The following is a 17,296-nucleotide window of genomic DNA, read 5'->3' as shown; positions in this document are numbered from 1 at the left end:
ACAGGCACAAAGCGAAAGGGCCCAAACCTTTCAGAGACAAGGTCCTAAAGTAGGTCGTAATGATCCCTGTCCTTGTGGTTCAGGCAAAAAATTCAAGCAATGTCACGGTAAACTTACCTAGTGACTAAGCAGGTAAGGGTTGCTGTTGGTGTAGTAAAAAAAGGCGACGAGTATTTTATTTGTCGCCGCAATGCTCAGCAACATCAAGGCGATAAATGGGAGTTTCCCGGCGGGAAAATAGAATCTCATGAATCCCCTGAGCAAGCCTTATCTCGTGAACTGAATGAAGAAATAGGTATTCAGGTCAACCAATGTGAACCCCTCACACAAATTATCCACGATTATGGCGATAAACAAGTGTGTTTATTTGTGTTTGTCGTGTCATCATTTTCTGGCCAAGCGCATGGCAAAGAAGGGCAATTGAGTGCTTGGGTGCCATCTTCGGAACTTGAGAATTATGAATTTCCCGACGCCAACCAAGCAATTTTGGAAAAACTACTTAATAGTTAATTTTTTTCGCAGTTGCAAAAGCCACATTCAAGTGATTATAAGCCGCTTCCCCAATAAAATGTGGATACACTGTTTCACCTTCCCAACACAAAACTTCACCGCTAAAGGATAAGAAACAGGGATCGCCTTTATGCAAAGGATGAAAATCTTTACCATCCAAAGATGGATGAATCATGGCTGACTTCTTATTGTCGACAGTTGGGTATTTGATTTCTTCTAATAATTTAAATGCTTCGGTTGGTGGCTGCTCGAAGGCTGTTTTTTCATTCCATAGCTGTACAAACGCGAATAAATGCCTTAGTAATTCAACAGATTCTTGAAAAATACTGGCGCGTAAACAATTCTGTGGTTGTGCTCCCAACTCTAACATTAGCCCGCGTTTCCCCAAGGTACAAAAATAAGGGTGAGAGGCGTAAGGAATTTGATCTTCCACTAAAATAACAGCAGTTGGCATTTGTTGCTTAACATAGCGTGCCAAACAGAGGTCAAACTCATCAGAAGTCAATAATATGATACTCGGCCCCATGGCGCTGGTTGTATTATGAATATCAACAACCAAGTCTATTTGAGGCTGAGACTTAGGGCCATAAGTGGCATTTAATTCTTTAGCCAGTCTTTGTTCACGGTTTAATTCAGCGTCAGCTTTGATCGCATTAGTTGCAAGTCTATCGGGATCAAACTGGCGATTAAAATCTTCATCAAGATATCTAACTCTATGCTCGATTGCTGCTTTGTTCACATGAATTGCACTAACTTCGACATCCTTTGGAATATCAACTTGCGACTCAATGGTTTGCCAGTTATTAATAACCTCTACACCGGTTAATTCATTGCCGTGGGTCCCGCCGGCAAGCAAAATAGATGAAATCATAAAACTAGAAGTCTCACTGTTTGAAAAAGGTATCTTGTTGTTGTGCTAAAAGTGCTTCAATTTCTTCTATATCAATGTCAGAAGGTTTTTGATCATTGACATCTGATTCACTGGCGATTTTGTTTTCTTCATTTGCCCATTGCCCTAAATCGATCAATTGGCAACGTTTGCTGCAAAATGGACGATGTTCATTTTCACTTTTCCACATCACAGCTTTTTGGCAAGTGGGGCATTTTACTTCTAATGTCACTGTACTAGCACCTTGCTAATTCAAAGCTAATATTATTTGCAACCGCGCCTGTGGTCCCAGCTTCTGGATGCAAGCGCATAAATTTAATTCCATATCGATAAGTGTTTCCACTAAGTACTGGATAATATCCTTGTGTGTTGTCACATTGTACTCTTATTAATTCAGCTTTATCAGCCACATTACCTTGATAAAAACCATTTTTACCGATCACAGTTTCGAATCTACCGCGTTCTCTCAAAAAGGTCATAATTAAGGTTACGCTTTCTTCAACTAAGTTTAGGTGAGAAATCCAGCGGTCAATTTCTTGATCTTTATTTTCTTGAGGCTGCCTAATCCAACAAAACAGGCTTGGTAAATCAAAACTGGTGACGCCGCCAGGAATAGCAAAGCGTTGTCGAATATTGCTTAAAAAGCGTTCTTCTTTGATGCCTGAACCTAATTTATTGATTTGTTTTATTTCACCAAGTAATTTGTGCAAACTTTTTAATGCTCTATCAAGGGCATCTTTGTCGATGTCAGGATGCTGTGACCAATGCACTAGGTTGCGCTCTTGACTATCAATGTCACGTACAAAATCGGTCCGCAAATCTAAGCGTTCTATTAACTCAATTAAATCAAAAAGGGTTTTAAAAAAATATAAATGCTGATGGGCAGTCTTTGCATGTCTTGCTTCTTTAAGTTGCTGAAACAATTGCTCTAGTCGCAAATAATTTCGCACTTTCTCACAAAGTGGGAACTCGTATAAAGCGACTGTCATTCAACTCTCCCTCGGTAATTTATTATAATATTTATTGTGCAGAATATTTTGCTTCGCTCAACTGAAGGTAACTGTTATGCAAATGGGCAACTTGCGCGTTGAGATTTGAAATATCCTGACTATTATCAATAACATCGTCCGCGGCATCAAGTCTCATTTGACGATTTATTTGTGCAGCAATGATATTTTTGATGGTTTCGGGCGAAGAGCCGTCTCTGGAAAGGGCTCTTTCAAGCTGCAACTCTTCTGGAATATCTACCACCAATATGCGATCAACAAGATCTTTTAAGCTACTTTCAATTAATAATGGTACCGCTAATATACAATATTGGGACGTTGAACTTTGGCATTGGTTCAACATTCTTTGTCGAATTAATGGATGTAACAGAGAATTTAACCAATTCTTATCTTCGGGATGATGAAAAACCCGCTCTCTCATCCAGGCTCTGTCTAAGCTGCCTTGTTTCGTCAACGCTTGGTCTCCAAAACGATTATGGATTGCCTGTAAGGCTTCTTCACCAGGCATAACGACTTCACGCGCGACTACGTCAGCGTCAATCACATCAATGCCCTTATCAGCAAATAAGTTAGACACAGAGGTTTTCCCTGACGCAATGCCGCCGGTTAAGCCAACAATATATTTGTTTTTCAACCTACTCTTCCTACGAATGCCATAAAGCTATGGTATATCGAGAATTTTAATTCGCAACGATTATTGATATACCGCAATTCCCAATATCTACTACTTGGGGTACATTTAAGAATAGAAACCCTTGCATAAGAAAATAACTGAGCTAGAAGGATGGGATATCAGTGAGGATTATCTGGTTATTCGATACGCCTTTTTTTAAAGGGGGGCAAATAAGTAAAACATCTAGACCAACTTTATTGGTCGTGTCCCTGCTAACTTTCCTATGTAGTTGTCAGCCACAAACAGAAAAAGATTAGTACACTGGATATATCGAAGCTGAATTTGTCACTGTGGTAGCGCCAGCCAACGGTTGGATCGAAAGCTCTGGCGTAACTTACGGTACTATAGTTAGACCTGATGACCTTTTGGCACAGCTAGATTCTGAGTTGCAGACATATCAATTAGATGAAGCCAAAGCTAAAGTCGAATCCTTAGATGCGCAACTTTCTGATGCGCAACATGGTGCTCGAAACGAAGAAATCGCAGTGTTAAGAAGTCGTTTTGAAGAACAACAATTTGCTATTGATGAAGCAGAACTAGAATTAGAACGTTTACTGACCCTCAGAAGCAAAGATTTAGCAACAAAAGCAGACTATGACAAGGCAGTGCTAAATTTGAAGGCGCTGCAAGCAGCCAGTCAAGTTACTCAGCATCAAATCGAAGTGCAAATGCTAGCAGCAAGACCGGATTACTTAGATAGTATTTCCCATCAAATTGAAGCAGCCCAATCAGCTCAACATCAAGCAGAGTGGACAATCAATCAACGGGCTATAAAGAGTAAGATAACCGCAAAAGTAAAAGAAATTTATGCTCGTAAAGGTGAATATGTCACTTTGGGTCAACCGATTATGCTCTTGCAGCTGACCCAGACCACGAAAGTGCGTTTTTATATTCCGCAAAATAAATTATCCAGTATTCAGCTTGGGCAAGAAGTTCGTGTTTCAAGCGATTCCAACGACGTTCAATCGCTTGCCAAAATTAGCTACATTAGTCAGAGAGCAGAATTTACACCGCCAGTACTATACAGTGAAAAATCGAGAGAAGACCTAGTTTTTCTAATCGAAGCTCATTTTGATAAAGCTGTGACGCTAACGCCAGGACAACCTGTGGACGTGACAATCCCATGAGCGACGTTGCCATTGAAGTAGAAGGTTTGGTAAAAAAGTTCGGTAAAAAAACAGTGGTAAATGGGATTGATCTGAACATCAAAAAAGGCCAAGTTTGGGGCTTCTTAGGACCCAATGGTTCAGGCAAAACAACAACCATTAGGATGATTTGTGGGCTATTAACCCCTACCTCAGGCAAAGGGAGTTGTTTAGGCTATGACATTATTCGAGAAAGTAAGTTTATCAAGCAAGAAACCGGTTACATGACCCAGCATTTTTCTTTTTGGGAAGACCTCACCATAAAAGAAAACTTACAATTTGTCGCTCGAATGTACAACTTAACCAAAAGCGATGAAAAGGTAGTCAATGCCCTAGCAGAGATAGGACTACAGCAAAGACAAGATCAATTAGCTGGCAACCTTTCAGGTGGGTGGAAACAAAGATTAGCCTTGGCTGCAGTTACCCTACATCAACCAAAATTATTATTATTGGATGAGCCAACCGCAGGCGTGGATCCCCAAGCGAGAAGGGAGTTTTGGGCGCATATTCATAAGCTCTCTCAACAAGGCGTTACTGTTCTGGTATCGACCCATTATATGGATGAAGCGCAACGCTGTGATCAAATAGTGTATTTAGCAAACGGTCAACTTATTACTACGGGCACAGTGGCTCAAGTGATTCAACATTCGGGATTAGTTAGCTTCCGTCTAACTGGGCACAACATACGCCAATACAGTGAAGAGTTACAAAAAATGAAGTGCATACAAGGAGTGGCCTTTTACGGCGGGTCTTTACATATTGTAGGTAAAGATAAATCTGAAATTGAAGCTAACTTGGCTAGCTCTCGTTTTAATCAAGTCTCAGTGGAAGCTGTAGTACCAGAGTTAGAAGAGGCTTTTATCGCGCTTACTCAACAAGCCAAGTCGTCGGGAAGTGAATACCAATGAACCGGTTATCCCGATTGTGGGCAATATTGATTAAAGAGTTTATTCAGATGCGGCGTGATAGAATGACCTTTGCAATGATGCTGGGTATTCCAATTATTCAGCTCATTCTGTTTGGCTTTGCGATAAATAATGACCCCAAGCAACTTCCCGCTGCCATTTATGCAGAAGAAGATACTCACTTTACAAGAGCTATACTTTCAGGGTTTGCCGCCAGTCGTTATTTCAATTTTGAACATGTGGTCAAAGATTTAGACCAAGCTCAAACACTTATGAAAAAAGGCGAAATTGCCTTTATTGTAACTATTCAAGCCGGTTTCAGTCGAGATTTGGTTAATGGGCTGAAACCCCAATTGTTAATCATCGCTGATGCGTCAGATCCTGCTGTTTCTTCAAATGCGTTGGGACAGGCCGCAAATATTGTGAACAACGCATTGCGACATGATCTAACAGGGCACTTGGCAAATTTACAATCCAAAACAGGGCCTGTAGAACTTGTTATTCATCGCAAATTTAATCCAGAAAATATTACCCAATATAATATTGTACCGGGTTTATTGGGGGTTATTTTGACTATGACGTCTGTAATGATAACTGCTATGGCCATGACTAGAGAAAGGGAAAGAGGAAATTTAGAAAATATATTGGCCATGCCAGCACAACCCTTGGAAGTCATGTTAGGAAAAATCTTTCCTTATGTTTTGGTAGGGGCTGTGCAAACGCTAATTATTATTTTAGCTGCTCGATATATTTTCGATGTCCCCTTCATTGGGTATGTATTATTACTATTGAGTGGTGTCATTTTATTTATCATTGCTAACCTATGCTTAGGTTTTACTTTTTCTACCATCGCAAAGTCACAAATGCAGGCAATGCAACTTACCTTTTTTTTCTTCTTACCTTCAATTTTGTTATCTGGCTTTATGTTCCCATTTTGGGGAATGCCAAAATGGGCGCAGTTTATCGGTGAAGCTTTACCTTTAACCCACTTCCTGCGGATTGTAAGAGGTGTAATGCTAAAAGGAGCAAACTGGCAGCACTTAGCAACAGAGTTTTATGCTATTTTGATCTTTACTTTGGTTATGGGGTTATTAGCAATCCTACGTTACCAACGAACGCTAGATTAAATGATACGCAGCTCACATTCAGGGACTAATTCATAGCATACCAGTTATCACCGGCAATCCTGCTGGCACAAATCCAATCTGATTGTCTATCATCAGAACCAACCGCCATATAACTGTAACTTCCAGATGCATTTGCGGTGATCAAATAAGTAGTTCTAAAAGGCAAGATTCCATCTGAGCTACAATCATTGTTATTGTTGTTTAGAGCATTGCAAAACTTTGCATAAATTCGGTAATTACAGGTGTTTTTATACACCACCTTTAACTCATCATCGGTAATCCAACTGGCTGAGGTCACCGTCATGCAATCTTTTCCGCCTTTAACAAAATTATGTTTGCCGTCCCAACATCCATCACCGTCAACAGTCTCTCTATGCCCAAGGTCGGCGAGAGCGATACTGCTTACAGACGCTGTCAAAATTAACAGAAAGGTTTTTAAGCTTTTCATCCAAACAATCCTAAACTTTTCACTATCAACTACAGGTTTGTGAGCTCTTGACCTGCAAAAACTCAAATAGACTTTGTTTTTGCAGCTGCCCTTGTTTTGTATAGTGAGCTTAGGGTTTGAAATCTCTCAGTTATTTTAAAAAAAACTTATAAAATGCTAAAAACAAAAAGCCCGTTAGTGAAAATAACGGGCTTGAAAATTAAAAGCGCTAAATAATCGTTAAACAATACTGGTTATATACCAGTGAGCGATTTGGTCTCCAAATAACATGGTGAGATAACCGGCGGCTGCTAGGTAGGGGCCGAAAGGAATTGCCATGGTACTGTCTTTATTTCGTTTCAACATGAGTAGAATACCTACAACAGCGCCAACCACGGAAGATAATAATATAATGATGGGTAAATGTTGCCATCCCACCCAAACGCCTAGGGCGGCGAGCAATTTAAAGTCACCATACCCCATACCCTCTTTACCCGTAAGCAATTTAAATCCCCAATACACGGTATATAGACTCATGTAGCCAAACACGCCACCCAAGACGGCATCTTGTAGTGTACTCGGCGTGAAAATAGCCTGTACTAATAAACCAATCCACAATAGCGACAAGGTCAGTATGTCGGGCAATAGCATCTCGTCGAGGTCGATGAATGTCATTGCTACTAAAAGCCAAGTGCCAAATATAAAAGCAAGGGAAATAGGAGAAAAGCCAAGTTGCCATGCTACTAGTGCTGACAAAGTCGCGGTCAACAATTCAATGAGAGGATATCGAGCTGAAATAGGGTTTTTACATTTGCTACATTTTGCCCTTAATAATAACCAACTAATCACCGGAATATTTTCCCAAGCCCGAATTTTGTGCCCACATTTCGGGCAAGTAGAATCAGGTTTAATTAAATTAAAGGGCTCTTGGGGCGTGTTTTCTTTTTCAGCTGTTTGATATTCAGCTACCTGAGCTTCCCATTCTCGCTTCATCATGACGGGTAATCGATAAATGACCACGTTCAGAAAACTACCGACCAAAAGACTCAGCACAAATGTAAAGCCGATGAAAAAAGGTGCAGAGGTAGAAAGTAATTCCCACATGATTTAGAAATATCCTTGAAAAAAACGGTTAATATAAAAAAGGCTTGAGAGTTTTCAAGCCTTTATAGTTTATCGACCTTGTTTAGTCATGCTTGAAAAAGGTGACTAGACAACAGCACCCATTTCGAAAATAGGTAAGTACATTGCCACAATTAAGCCCCCAATAACAACACCTAATACTGCCATTATTAAGGGTTCTAATAAACTTGTTAAACCATCGACCATATCATCAACTTCGGCTTCGTAGATAGTCGCAATTTTAGAAAGCATATCATCAACAGCACCAGATTCTTCTCCTATGGCAACCATTTGTGTCACCATATCAGGAAATACATTGGTTGCACGCATGGCGCTGTTCATTTGAATACCGCCAGCAACCTCTTTTCTAATAAATAAAATCGCATCTCTAAACACTGCATTGCCAGAAGCGCCAGCCGCAGAATCTAGAGCACTGATTAAGGGGACGCCGGCAGCAAAGGTAGTGGATAATGTTCTAGCATAGCGCGCAATAGACGCTTTTTTGAGAATTTCCCCAATGACGGGGATTTTGAGTAATTTCTTATCCACATTGTCTCGTAAGGCTTGCGATTTTCGGTGTGCTCGTACAAATACCACACCACTTGCTACTAATCCTATTAAAATAAAAAGCCCATAACTTTGTACAAAGTCAGAAAGTCTTAATACCAGTTGTGTAAATGCAGGTAATTCAGCCCCAAAGCCCGCAAAAATTTCTTCAAATTGAGGAACTACGAAAATTAACAGAATGGTGGTTACGATAAATGCTACGACCAAAACTGCTATTGGATAAAATAAAGCCTTTTTGATTTTTGATTTCAAGGCTTCTGCTTTTTCTTTATACAGGGCAATTCGATCATAAATTGTTTCAAGAGCACCGGACTGTTCGCCTGTTTCTACTAAATCACAATATAAATCGTCAAATTGCAGAGGGTACTTTCGCAGGGTATCGGACAAAGGATTACCCGCTTTAATTTCGTTGGTGATGTCACCCATCATTTTTCTAACCGCGCCGTTAGAATGACCCTGTCCAATCATCTCTAAACTCTGAATCAAGGTAACACCAGCACCTAACATGGTCGCTATTTGACGAGAGATAACGCAAATATCACCGGCTGAAATTTTTTCTTTTTTGGAGAATAGGGGTTTGGCTTGTTTCTTAACTTTTATGGCGGAAATGCCTTGCCGGCGCAATAGGTTCTTGGCTTCTTGTAGGCTGGCAGCTGAAATATCACCTTTGGTTTTACTACCTCGGCGATCTGAACCAACCCAGGTAAAGGTTTCGAGCGTCTTAGCCATGGTTGTCACCCCTAAATTATTTTACTTTATAGATACTATTTTTAACTGCAAAATAGGCGTTTACTTTAACTCAATTTTTCGTGCGTTAGAGACAACAAAGCCCAGCATATACTGGGCTTTCGAAGTCGGTAAGTTTGGATTAACAAACTGTTGCTGGGTTACAAGTTTTCGCCCAAGTTACTACACCGTTAGCAAAAGTAGGAGTCAAAGTAAAAGTTGCAGCAGTTGAGCCGTCAGCTTGAACTAGAGTACCAGTCTTAGCAGTTGCAGTGATTACACCGTCAGCAGTTGTTAGACCAACAGCAGTAGCACTTGCTGTTACGTCAGCAGGGATACCGTTAGTACCGCCGTCACATGAAGAGATTGAAGTTGGGTTTAACTGAGCACAAACTTCTACAGCAGATTTTGCTGCAGCAGTTGCGTTAGTTACTTCAGTGAACTTCGCTTTATCAGTGTAGTTGTTATACGCAGGTAATGCGATAGCAGCTAGAATACCGATAATGGCAACAACGATCATTAGTTCGATTAAGGTGAAACCTTTTTGAGTTTGGTTTGCTTTAGTCATGGTACTTTCCTCACAGTGCGTAAAACGCGTTTTTGGTTACAAGTTTAAAGTTGGCGTTGAGAGAAGTTTTTAAAGTGTTTCTCTCTTGACCTCGGAATGCAGTATAAAACCGTCCGACGACTTGTGAAGTATGCAGGAGAATACCTAAGTGTAGGTTTTGACACTAAGAAAACCCTAAACTCCCTTTTAGGATTAGCTTAACTTGTTGAATTTATTGTATTAGTAGAGAAAGATCAATTGCCTTGACATTTTTTGTCAATGCCCCTGAAGATACATAATCAACACCTAAATTTGCTAATTCTTGCAGTCTATCGTCCGTAATATTGCCAGAGACTTCAAGTTTACATACCTGATTGTTTATCTCTACTGCCTTTTGGATCTGTTGATTGTTGAAGTTGTCTAGCATTATGATATCGCAGCCTGATTGAATCGCGATTGACAACTCTTCAAGGCTTTCTACTTCGACTTCCACTGGGGCCCCGGGGCTTAACAAACGTGCTTTATCGACCGCAGTCTTAATGTCGCCACAGGATTTAATGTGGTTCTCTTTGATTAGAAAAGCATCAAATAAGCCCATTCGATGGTTTTGTCCGCCGCCACAAAAGACCGCGTATTTTTGCGCATGACGGAAATAAGGTATGGTTTTGCGTGTATCAAGTAATTTGGTATTGCTATTCCCTAATAACTTGACATAGCGCTGTGTCATCGTTGCTGTGCCGCTTAGCATTTGTAGAAAATTCAAAGCTGTGCGTTCAGCGGTTAGTATGGCCCGAGCGTTTCCGATAATTTGCACTAGGGTTTGATTTTCACTAAAGGCATCACCATCATCAACCAACCAGTTGATTTTTAAACTGCTATCGACCATTGAAAAAGCCATTGTTGTCCAAGCTTTACCGCATAACACACCCGGCTCTCGGGCAATAATCTGTGCTTGGGCGGTTTTTTCTTTATCGATGAGCATGGCGGTAATATCGTTATTAATATTTAGAGAACCACCTAAATCTTCAATCAGGGCTTGTTTGACATCTTGTTCTACTGTCAACTGATACTTTGCTTGCATTCGTTTTGTTCTTTTTATTGAGGTCAATGAATATTGACTTAATTTTTGTGGAGAAAACTTCACCACCAAGTTTCGCTTTATATTATACTTTATTTATTCTAATAAATAAGAGCATATCCATGACTTTATTTGCCCTTCTTATCATTATGGCAATTGAGCGTGTCACCACAAAATCAAAGCAATTTCACATCGCGACCTTATGCCAGCAGTATTTTTCCTTTTTGCGCGACAAAAATCTAATCAAAGATGAAGTTTCCCATTTGACAGCAATTGCTATTGCCGCTGTACCGGCAATAGTAATCTATGCCGTTTTCTGGTGGGTACCTTTATTAATAGAGTTCGTGATAATTTTGGTTGTTCTGTGGGTTTGTATTGGATGCCCAGTAACAAGGGCTACCTATAAAAAGTATCTTGCAGCAGCCAACCGTGAAGATTTTGAAGCCTGTGCATTACACAGTATTTCGTTTGGCAATCAAGGTGGCAAACTCGACAATGTGGGTAAACAACTGGTTCTTGTAAATTACCGACAATATGTTTCAGTGGTTATCTTTTTTGTACTCACTGGAGTGGCAGGATTAGTGTTTTATTCCATAATTAAAGAATTAAGTTTACAAACAAAACAGCAAGAACAAAGGATAGAAGACAAAACTCCGACGGATACCATTTTATTTATTTTAGATTGGATACCTGTGCGCATTACCACCTTTGGGTTTTTAGTGGTGGGGCATTTCAGTAATGCATTTTCTTATTGGTTAACAGTTTTGATGACCCCAGGCATTCAAAGTTATGATGCATTAGGATTAGTGGCAAAAGCTGCGGAAGATGTTAGCGAATGCAACACTGTAATTGATGAGCCGCTGCAATTGGTAAAATTGGTAAAACGCAATTTGGTGTTTATTCTTATGCTTACCGCGCTAGGGACCATGGTCGGACTAGTAAGATAAAAACTTTACCTTAAGTTATTTATGAACTAGACTGTTTGGTAAATTGGTATTACCATTGTGTTTGGGCGCTTAGTCACAACTATAAAAAGGTGGCAATAACTTATGATAAAACAGCCAAAGCTGTCAGACGTAATAACTGAACGTTTAGAGTCAATGATACTTGACGGCACTCTTGCGGCTGGTGAAAAACTATTGCCAGAGCGCTTGTTGGCTGAAAAGTTTCAAGTTTCACGTCCATCACTCAGAGAAGCTATTCAAAATTTATCTGCCAAAGGACTCATCGAGCGTAAGCAGGGCGGCGGTACTTTTGTATCACGTAGCTTAAATGCACGTATGACAGATCCTTTATTGGAATTGATTGGTTCTCGTCCAGAAACTCAATTTGATTTGTTAGAATTTCGTCATTCACTTGAAGGTATGGCGGCCTTTTATGCTGCGTTAAGAGGTCAAAATCATGAATTTGAAGATCTAAAACAGGCATTAAGCAATATCTATAAAGTAAATGACGATGCTGAAAATGAAGCGCAAGCCTTATCAGAATTTTATCTGGTGATGGCCGAAGCTTCTCACAACATGGTGTTGTTGCATGTCATGCGCACCATGCAGCAAATGTTAACCGACAATATTAAACGCAACCTTGCAATGTTAAGAAGTGGCGCTGACGTTGAAGATAAAATTGTTCTTCAAAGACAGGTAATTGTTGATGCCATAGTTAATGGGGATCCCATTAAAGCAAGAGACGCTAGTCATCAACACCTGGCATTTGTTGAACAAACCTTATTAGATATCAATAAAAGAGATGTGAAAGTCCAGCGTTCGCTGAGACGTATAATTACAACCGAATAATAATCTGTCACCAAACAGAAGAAAACAAGCCCGATAAGCAACGCTTATCGGGTTTATTTGAACAAGAGAATAGGAAAAAACTATGGCTGAAATGAAGCAACCTGATGTGGATCCAATTGAAACACAGGAATGGTTAGATGCATTAGAAGCAGTGTTAGAAGAAGAGGGCGTGGATCGAGCTCATTATCTTCTTGAGTCATTAATTGAGAAAGCGCGTTTGAATGGAGCGCATTTACCTTATGATGCGACCACCGCTTACATAAATACTATACCTGCTGGTCAAGAACCCAATATGCCGGGCGACCAGACCATTGAAACTAAAATTCGTAATGCTATTCGATGGAACGCGTTAATGATGGTTCTTAGAGGGTCTAAAAAAGACCTTGAACTAGGCGGCCACATTTCAAGTTTTGCCTCATCAGCCATGTTATACGATGTTGGTTTTAATCACTTTTTCAAAGCCCCTACCGAAGATAACGGTGGTGATTATTTATTTATTCAAGGTCACGTATCCCCTGGTATTTACTCTCGCGCATATGTTGAAGGTCGTTTAACAGAAGAACAACTAGATATGTTCCGTCAAGAAGTTGATGGAAAAGGTTTGTCTTCATACCCTCACCCTAAATTGATGCCTGATTTCTGGCAATTTCCAACGGTTTCCATGGGCCTAGGTCCAATGCAAGCCATCTACCTCGCGCGTTTTCTTAAGTATTTGACTAACCGTGGATTAAAAGACTGTTCGGAGCAACGAGTTTGGTGTTTCTTGGGCGACGGCGAGTGTGACGAGCCGGAAAGTTTAGGTGCTATCGGCTTAGCGTCCCGTGAAAAATTAGATAACTTGACCTTTGTCATTAACTGTAACTTGCAACGTCTTGATGGACCTGTTCGCGGTAACGGTAAAATTATTCAAGAACTTGAAGGTACTTTCCGCGGTGCAGGATGGGAAGTAATTAAAGTTATCTGGGGGCGTTACTGGGATCCACTATTGGCCCGTGACAACACAGGTAAATTATTGCAGCTAATGAATGAAACTGTAGACGGTGAATATCAAAACTGTAAAGAAAAAGGCGGTGCTTATACTCGCGAAAAATTCTTCGGTAAATATCCCGAGTTGAAGGACATGGTTGCAAATATGTCTGATGAAGACATTTGGCGCTTAAATCGTGGTGGACATGATCCGGTGAAAGTTTACGCAGCTTATAAGCGCGCAACTGAAACTCAAGGTCGCCCACAAGTAATCTTAGCCAAAACAGTTAAAGGTTACGGTATGGGATCTGCTGGTGAAGGTAAAAACATTGCCCACCAAGTGAAGAAAATGGATCTGGATTCAATTAAGCAATACAGAGATAGATTCAATATCCCATTATCAGACCAAGCTTGCGAAAACTTAGAGTATTACAAGCTAGAAGATGATTCTGCAGAAATGAAATATCTTCGTGAGCGCAGAGAAGCCTTAAATGGTTATATGCCAGTCAGAAGACCTAAATCTTCTGAAGAATTACCTGCACCACCGCTGAAAGCATTTGAAGCCATCACTAAAGGTTCTGGCGAGCGTGAAATTTCAACCACAATGGCGTTTGTGCGCGTATTAACCGTGTTGTTAAAAGACAAACAAATTGGTAAGCGCGTTGTACCTATTATTCCTGATGAAGCTCGTACTTTTGGTATGGAAGGTCTATTTAGACAAGTGGGTATTTATTCTAACGAAGGTCAAAAGTACATTCCGCAAGATAAAGACCAAGTGGCTTATTATCGCGAAGATAAAAAAGGGCAGGTATTGCAAGAAGGTATCAATGAGTTAGGTGCTATGTCGTCTTGGTTAGCTGCCGCGACGTCTTATTCAACCAATAACTTCCCAATGATCCCTGTTTATATTTACTACTCTATGTTTGGTTTCCAACGTGTGGGTGATATGGCGTGGGCTGCTGGTGATTCACAAGCAAGAGGTTTCTTGGTTGGTGGTACTGCAGGTCGAACAACCCTAAACGGTGAAGGTTTGCAACACCAAGATGGTCACAGTCATACTCAAGCTGCCTTGATTCCAAACTGTATCAGTTACGATCCTACTTATGGTTATGAAGTAGCGGTAATCGTGCAAGATGGTGTTCATCGTATGATGGATAATCAGGAAAATGTGTTCTATTACCTCACGGTAATGAACGAAAACTACATTCAACCTGAAATGCCCAAAGGCGCTGAAGAAGGGATCTTAAAAGGTATCTATAAACTCGATACGCTTGGCAATGCGCGCAATAAGAAAAAAGTAAAACTACTAGGTTGTGGTACCATTCTTATTCAAGTCAGAGAAGCTGCCGAATTGTTGCACGATGAATATGGCGTTGGCGTTGAAGTGTATAGTGTAACCTCATTCAATGAGTTAACTCGTGAAGCTTTAGATTGTGATCGCTACAACATGCGAAACCCAGAAGCCAAGGAAAAAACACCTTGGATCACTGAAGTGCTTAGTGATGGGTTTGAAGGGCCAACGGTTGCAGCAACTGACTACATCAAAAACTATGCGGATCAGGTTAGAAATTATGTTCCTGGACAATACAGAGTTTTAGGTACTGACGGTTTCGGTCGTTCAGATAGTCGCGAAAACTTACGTCGTCACTTTGAAGTTGATGCAAAAAGCATTGCTTATGCTGCTTTATATGAGCTTTATCGGGCAGGTGATTTGGATAAGAAAGATTTGTTGAAAGCGCATAAAGCCTTAGACATCGATCCTAACAAAGTCAACCCGTTAAACGCATAAGGAGATAAGCTATGGCAGATCTTAAAGATATCCTAGTGCCTGACGTGGGCGAGGACGAAGTTGAAGTTATTGAGATACTGGTCGCTGTAGGTGACCAGTTGAATGAAGAAGATTCGATTCTAACGGTTGAAAGCGATAAGGCCAGTATGGATATTCCTATCCCATTTTCTGGCACCATTAAAGAATTGACAGTTGCTGTTGGTGACAAAATCAAAAATGGTGACGTGATTGGTAAAGCTGAAGTGGGTGCAGGTGGCGAAGAATCATCTGCAGAAGAAGCTCCCAAAGCGGAAACACCAGCAGCTGAAGCTGCACCTAAGGAAGACAGTGCGCCAGCAAAAACAGAATCAAGCAGTCAATCAGGCTCAAGCACTATTGAAGTGAAAGTACCAGACATTGGCGATGCCGCTGAGGTTGATGTTATCGATGTACTGGTCAGTGTGGGTGATACGATAGCCGAAGAAGACGGTCTTATTACCTTAGAAACCGACAAAGCCACTATGGATGTTCCGGCTCCACAAGCAGGTAAAGTTGTCGAGTTGAAAGTGTCAACTGGAGATAAAGTGTCTGAAGGTTCTTTGGTGTTAATTCTAGAAACCTCTGGTGGTGCTTCTGATACACAAACGGAATCAGCGCCTGATTCGACAGAATCAGCTCCAGCAGAGGAAGAAGCATCTTCTGAAAGCAAAGTCATTGAAGTAAAAGTCCCTGATATTGGTGACGCTGGAGAAGTTGACGTTATTGATGTGCTTGTTAGCGAAGGTGATGAAATCAACGAAGAAGATGGTTTGATTACTCTTGAAACTGACAAGGCAACCATGGATGTTCCTGCACCTGAAAAAGGTAAAGTTGTTTCTATTAGCGTAAAAGTAGGGGACAAAGTTTCTGAAGGTTCATTGGTATTAACCCTTGAAGTAGCAGGATCTGCACCTAAAAAAGCGCCAGCTACAGAAAGTAAGCCTGCGCCAAAAGCTGAACAAAGTGCACCTAAGCAACAATCAGCACCACAGCGTTCTGCGCCTGTTCCACATCATCCATCTGCGGGCGAGAAGAGCAAAACAGGAAAAGTACATGCTTCACCTTCAGTGCGTCGTTTAGCCAGAGAGTTTGGTGTTGATTTGTCACAAGTGACAGGTTCAGGTCGTAAAGGTCGTATTCAAAAAGAAGACGTACAGTCTTATGTGAAATATGAGCTTTCTCGTCCTAAAGCAACTGCGGGTGCGAGCATTGGTAGTGGGGAAGGCGGTTTACAGGTTATTCCGCCACCTAAGGTGGATTTCAGCAAGTTCGGTGAGATAGAAGAGAAGCCGTTAACTCGTATTCAAAAACTGTCTGGACCAAACTTACATCGCAATTGGGTAACCATTCCTCATGTAACCCAGTTTGAAGAGGCCGACATTACGGATTTAGAAGATTTCCGTAAGCAACAGAATCAAATTGCGGAAAAACGCAAATTGGGCGTTAAAATTACGCCATTAGTGTTCATGATGAAAGCGGTTGCGGATGCGTTAAAAGCTTACCCGACCTTTAATACCAGCTTATCTGAGTCTGGCGAAACTCTGATTCAGAAGAAGTATTATCATATTGGTATTGCGGTAGATACTCCTGGAGGCCTTGTTGTTCCTGTCATTCGTGATGTGGACAAAAAAGGCGTAATGGAAATTTCAAAAGAACTAATGGAAGTCAGCGTTAAAGCTAGAGACGGCAAATTGAAATCTCAAGATATGCAAGGGAGTTGTTTCACTATTTCAAGCCTTGGTGGTATTGGTGGAACTGCATTTACGCCTATTGTAAATGCCCCAGATGTCGCCATATTAGGTGTATCTAAGAGTGAAATAAAACCAAAGTGGGATGGAAAAGAATTCCAGCCTCGTCTAATGTTACCTCTATCATTGTCGTACGATCACAGAGTGATAGACGGTGCACTAGCAGCTCGATTCGCTGTGCATTTAAGTGAAGTGCTGTCAGATATTAGACGTATTATTTTGTAAAAGACTTATCCTTCATTTATGAAGTTAATAGGTT

General features: G+C 40.8%; 17 protein-coding genes and 1 pseudogene. 9 read left to right on the top strand and 9 right to left on the bottom strand.

Features of this window, described 5'->3' with window-relative positions; translation table 11 throughout:
* Nucleotides 1–31: 31 nt before the first annotated feature.
* Nucleotides 32–121, top strand: a pseudogene (locus ACNKW3_RS05900) (SEC-C metal-binding domain-containing protein); the annotation flags it as partial.
* Nucleotides 121–510, top strand: a complete 390-nt coding sequence (mutT, locus tag ACNKW3_RS05895) for an 8-oxo-dGTP diphosphatase MutT (RefSeq protein ID WP_427398351.1) — start codon at nt 121–123, stop codon at nt 508–510. The pseudogene ACNKW3_RS05900 and the gene mutT, both read left to right, overlap by 1 nt.
* On the opposite strand, the gene ACNKW3_RS05890 is transcribed toward mutT, so the two are convergent.
* The 4 genes from ACNKW3_RS05890 to coaE are packed head-to-tail and all read right to left on the bottom strand — an operon-like array spanning nt 500 to nt 3,040.
* Nucleotides 500–1,381: an aspartoacylase gene (locus tag ACNKW3_RS05890; RefSeq protein ID WP_427398350.1), complete on the bottom strand. Its 882-nt coding sequence runs from the start codon at nt 1,379–1,381 to the stop codon at nt 500–502. The genes mutT and ACNKW3_RS05890 overlap by 11 nt on opposite strands.
* Nucleotides 1,382–1,394: 13 nt before the next feature.
* Entirely contained in the window at nt 1,395–1,631 is a 237-nt protein-coding gene (gene yacG, locus ACNKW3_RS05885; RefSeq protein WP_427398349.1) for a DNA gyrase inhibitor YacG, read from the bottom strand.
* Nucleotides 1,632–1,635: 4 nt separating this feature from the next.
* Nucleotides 1,636–2,388, bottom strand: a complete 753-nt coding sequence (zapD, locus tag ACNKW3_RS05880) for a cell division protein ZapD (protein ID WP_427398348.1) — start codon at nt 2,386–2,388, stop codon at nt 1,636–1,638.
* 31 nt (nt 2,389–2,419) lie between these two features.
* Complete coding sequence (coaE, locus tag ACNKW3_RS05875) at nt 2,420–3,040, bottom strand: dephospho-CoA kinase (RefSeq protein WP_427398347.1); 621 nt, start codon at nt 3,038–3,040, stop codon at nt 2,420–2,422.
* 329 nt (nt 3,041–3,369) lie between these two features.
* Here coaE and ACNKW3_RS05870 point away from each other — a divergent pair, with 329 nt between their 5' ends.
* From ACNKW3_RS05870 to ACNKW3_RS05860, 3 genes are read left to right on the top strand one after another with little or no spacing between them, the layout of a single operon-like run.
* Nucleotides 3,370–4,206, top strand: a complete 837-nt coding sequence (locus ACNKW3_RS05870) for an HlyD family secretion protein (RefSeq protein ID WP_427398346.1) — start codon at nt 3,370–3,372, stop codon at nt 4,204–4,206.
* Nucleotides 4,203–5,132, top strand: coding sequence for an ABC transporter ATP-binding protein (locus tag ACNKW3_RS05865; RefSeq protein ID WP_427398345.1), 930 nt, complete (start codon nt 4,203–4,205; stop codon nt 5,130–5,132). The genes ACNKW3_RS05870 and ACNKW3_RS05865 overlap by 4 nt, the downstream gene beginning before the upstream one ends.
* Entirely contained in the window at nt 5,129–6,256 is a 1,128-nt protein-coding gene (locus ACNKW3_RS05860) for an ABC transporter permease (RefSeq protein ID WP_427398344.1), read from the top strand. The genes ACNKW3_RS05865 and ACNKW3_RS05860 overlap by 4 nt, the downstream gene beginning before the upstream one ends.
* A gap of 25 nt (nt 6,257–6,281) precedes the next feature.
* Here ACNKW3_RS05860 and ACNKW3_RS05855 read toward each other — a convergent pair whose 3' ends face one another.
* From ACNKW3_RS05855 to nadC, 5 genes are all read right to left on the bottom strand, one after another.
* Nucleotides 6,282–6,704, bottom strand: coding sequence for a hypothetical protein (locus tag ACNKW3_RS05855; RefSeq protein WP_427398343.1), 423 nt, complete (start codon nt 6,702–6,704; stop codon nt 6,282–6,284).
* A gap of 219 nt (nt 6,705–6,923) precedes the next feature.
* Nucleotides 6,924–7,787: a prepilin peptidase gene (locus ACNKW3_RS05850; protein ID WP_427398342.1), complete on the bottom strand. Its 864-nt coding sequence runs from the start codon at nt 7,785–7,787 to the stop codon at nt 6,924–6,926.
* A gap of 105 nt (nt 7,788–7,892) precedes the next feature.
* The gene (locus tag ACNKW3_RS05845) at nt 7,893–9,101 is read right to left on the bottom strand and encodes a type II secretion system F family protein (RefSeq protein ID WP_427398341.1); all 1,209 of its coding nucleotides are present in this window, start codon (nt 9,099–9,101) and stop codon (nt 7,893–7,895) included.
* Nucleotides 9,102–9,240: 139 nt separating this feature from the next.
* Nucleotides 9,241–9,666 carry a pilin gene (locus ACNKW3_RS05840; RefSeq protein ID WP_427398340.1) on the bottom strand — a complete coding sequence of 142 codons (426 nt, stop codon included), beginning with the start codon at nt 9,664–9,666 and terminating at the stop codon, nt 9,241–9,243.
* Nucleotides 9,667–9,877: 211 nt separating this feature from the next.
* Nucleotides 9,878–10,726 (bottom strand): carboxylating nicotinate-nucleotide diphosphorylase, encoded by an 849-nt coding sequence (gene nadC / locus ACNKW3_RS05835; RefSeq protein ID WP_427398339.1) that lies wholly within the window; start codon nt 10,724–10,726, stop codon nt 9,878–9,880.
* Between the two features lie 119 nt (nt 10,727–10,845).
* Between nadC and ampE the strand changes: the two genes are divergently transcribed.
* The 4 genes from ampE to aceF all read left to right on the top strand — a co-directional run bounded on the left by ampE (nt 10,846) and on the right by aceF (nt 17,262).
* Nucleotides 10,846–11,670 (top strand): regulatory signaling modulator protein AmpE, encoded by an 825-nt coding sequence (ampE, locus tag ACNKW3_RS05830; RefSeq protein WP_427398338.1) that lies wholly within the window; start codon nt 10,846–10,848, stop codon nt 11,668–11,670.
* 102 nt (nt 11,671–11,772) lie between these two features.
* Nucleotides 11,773–12,516 (top strand): GntR family transcriptional regulator, encoded by a 744-nt coding sequence (locus ACNKW3_RS05825; RefSeq protein WP_427398337.1) that lies wholly within the window; start codon nt 11,773–11,775, stop codon nt 12,514–12,516.
* An 82-nt stretch (nt 12,517–12,598) separates the two neighbouring features.
* Nucleotides 12,599–15,271: a pyruvate dehydrogenase (acetyl-transferring), homodimeric type gene (aceE, locus tag ACNKW3_RS05820; RefSeq protein WP_427398336.1), complete on the top strand. Its 2,673-nt coding sequence runs from the start codon at nt 12,599–12,601 to the stop codon at nt 15,269–15,271.
* An 11-nt stretch (nt 15,272–15,282) separates the two neighbouring features.
* Nucleotides 15,283–17,262 (top strand): dihydrolipoyllysine-residue acetyltransferase, encoded by a 1,980-nt coding sequence (aceF, locus tag ACNKW3_RS05815; protein WP_427398335.1) that lies wholly within the window; start codon nt 15,283–15,285, stop codon nt 17,260–17,262.
* Nucleotides 17,263–17,296 lie beyond the last annotated feature (34 nt).

The organism is Glaciecola sp. 1036, from assembly GCF_050306235.1.
In the GTDB taxonomy this organism is placed as follows: domain Bacteria; phylum Pseudomonadota; class Gammaproteobacteria; order Enterobacterales; family Alteromonadaceae; genus Glaciecola.
The sequence above is the reverse complement of the archived record's forward strand: the minus strand, read 5'-3'. Positions and strand labels throughout refer to the sequence as shown.

Excerpts from the sequence above, each read along its gene's own strand:
- ACNKW3_RS05845 (WP_427398341.1), bottom strand. The coding sequence starts at position 9,101 with ATGGCTAAGACGCTCGAAACCTTTACCTGGGTTGGTTCAGATCGCCGA.
- ACNKW3_RS05840 (WP_427398340.1), bottom strand. The coding sequence starts at position 9,666 with ATGACTAAAGCAAACCAAACTCAAAAAGGTTTCACCTTAATCGAACTA.
- ACNKW3_RS05860 (WP_427398344.1), top strand. The coding sequence starts at position 5,129 with ATGAACCGGTTATCCCGATTGTGGGCAATATTGATTAAAGAGTTTATT.
- aceE (WP_427398336.1), top strand. The coding sequence starts at position 12,599 with ATGGCTGAAATGAAGCAACCTGATGTGGATCCAATTGAAACACAGGAA.
- zapD (WP_427398348.1), bottom strand. The coding sequence starts at position 2,388 with ATGACAGTCGCTTTATACGAGTTCCCACTTTGTGAGAAAGTGCGAAAT.
- ACNKW3_RS05855 (WP_427398343.1), bottom strand. The coding sequence starts at position 6,704 with ATGAAAAGCTTAAAAACCTTTCTGTTAATTTTGACAGCGTCTGTAAGC.
- ampE (WP_427398338.1), top strand. The coding sequence starts at position 10,846 with ATGACTTTATTTGCCCTTCTTATCATTATGGCAATTGAGCGTGTCACC.
- aceF (WP_427398335.1), top strand. The coding sequence starts at position 15,283 with ATGGCAGATCTTAAAGATATCCTAGTGCCTGACGTGGGCGAGGACGAA.
- ACNKW3_RS05850 (WP_427398342.1), bottom strand. The coding sequence starts at position 7,787 with ATGTGGGAATTACTTTCTACCTCTGCACCTTTTTTCATCGGCTTTACA.
- ACNKW3_RS05890 (WP_427398350.1), bottom strand. The coding sequence starts at position 1,381 with ATGATTTCATCTATTTTGCTTGCCGGCGGGACCCACGGCAATGAATTA.
- ACNKW3_RS05825 (WP_427398337.1), top strand. The coding sequence starts at position 11,773 with ATGATAAAACAGCCAAAGCTGTCAGACGTAATAACTGAACGTTTAGAG.
- nadC (WP_427398339.1), bottom strand. The coding sequence starts at position 10,726 with ATGCAAGCAAAGTATCAGTTGACAGTAGAACAAGATGTCAAACAAGCC.
- ACNKW3_RS05865 (WP_427398345.1), top strand. The coding sequence starts at position 4,203 with ATGAGCGACGTTGCCATTGAAGTAGAAGGTTTGGTAAAAAAGTTCGGT.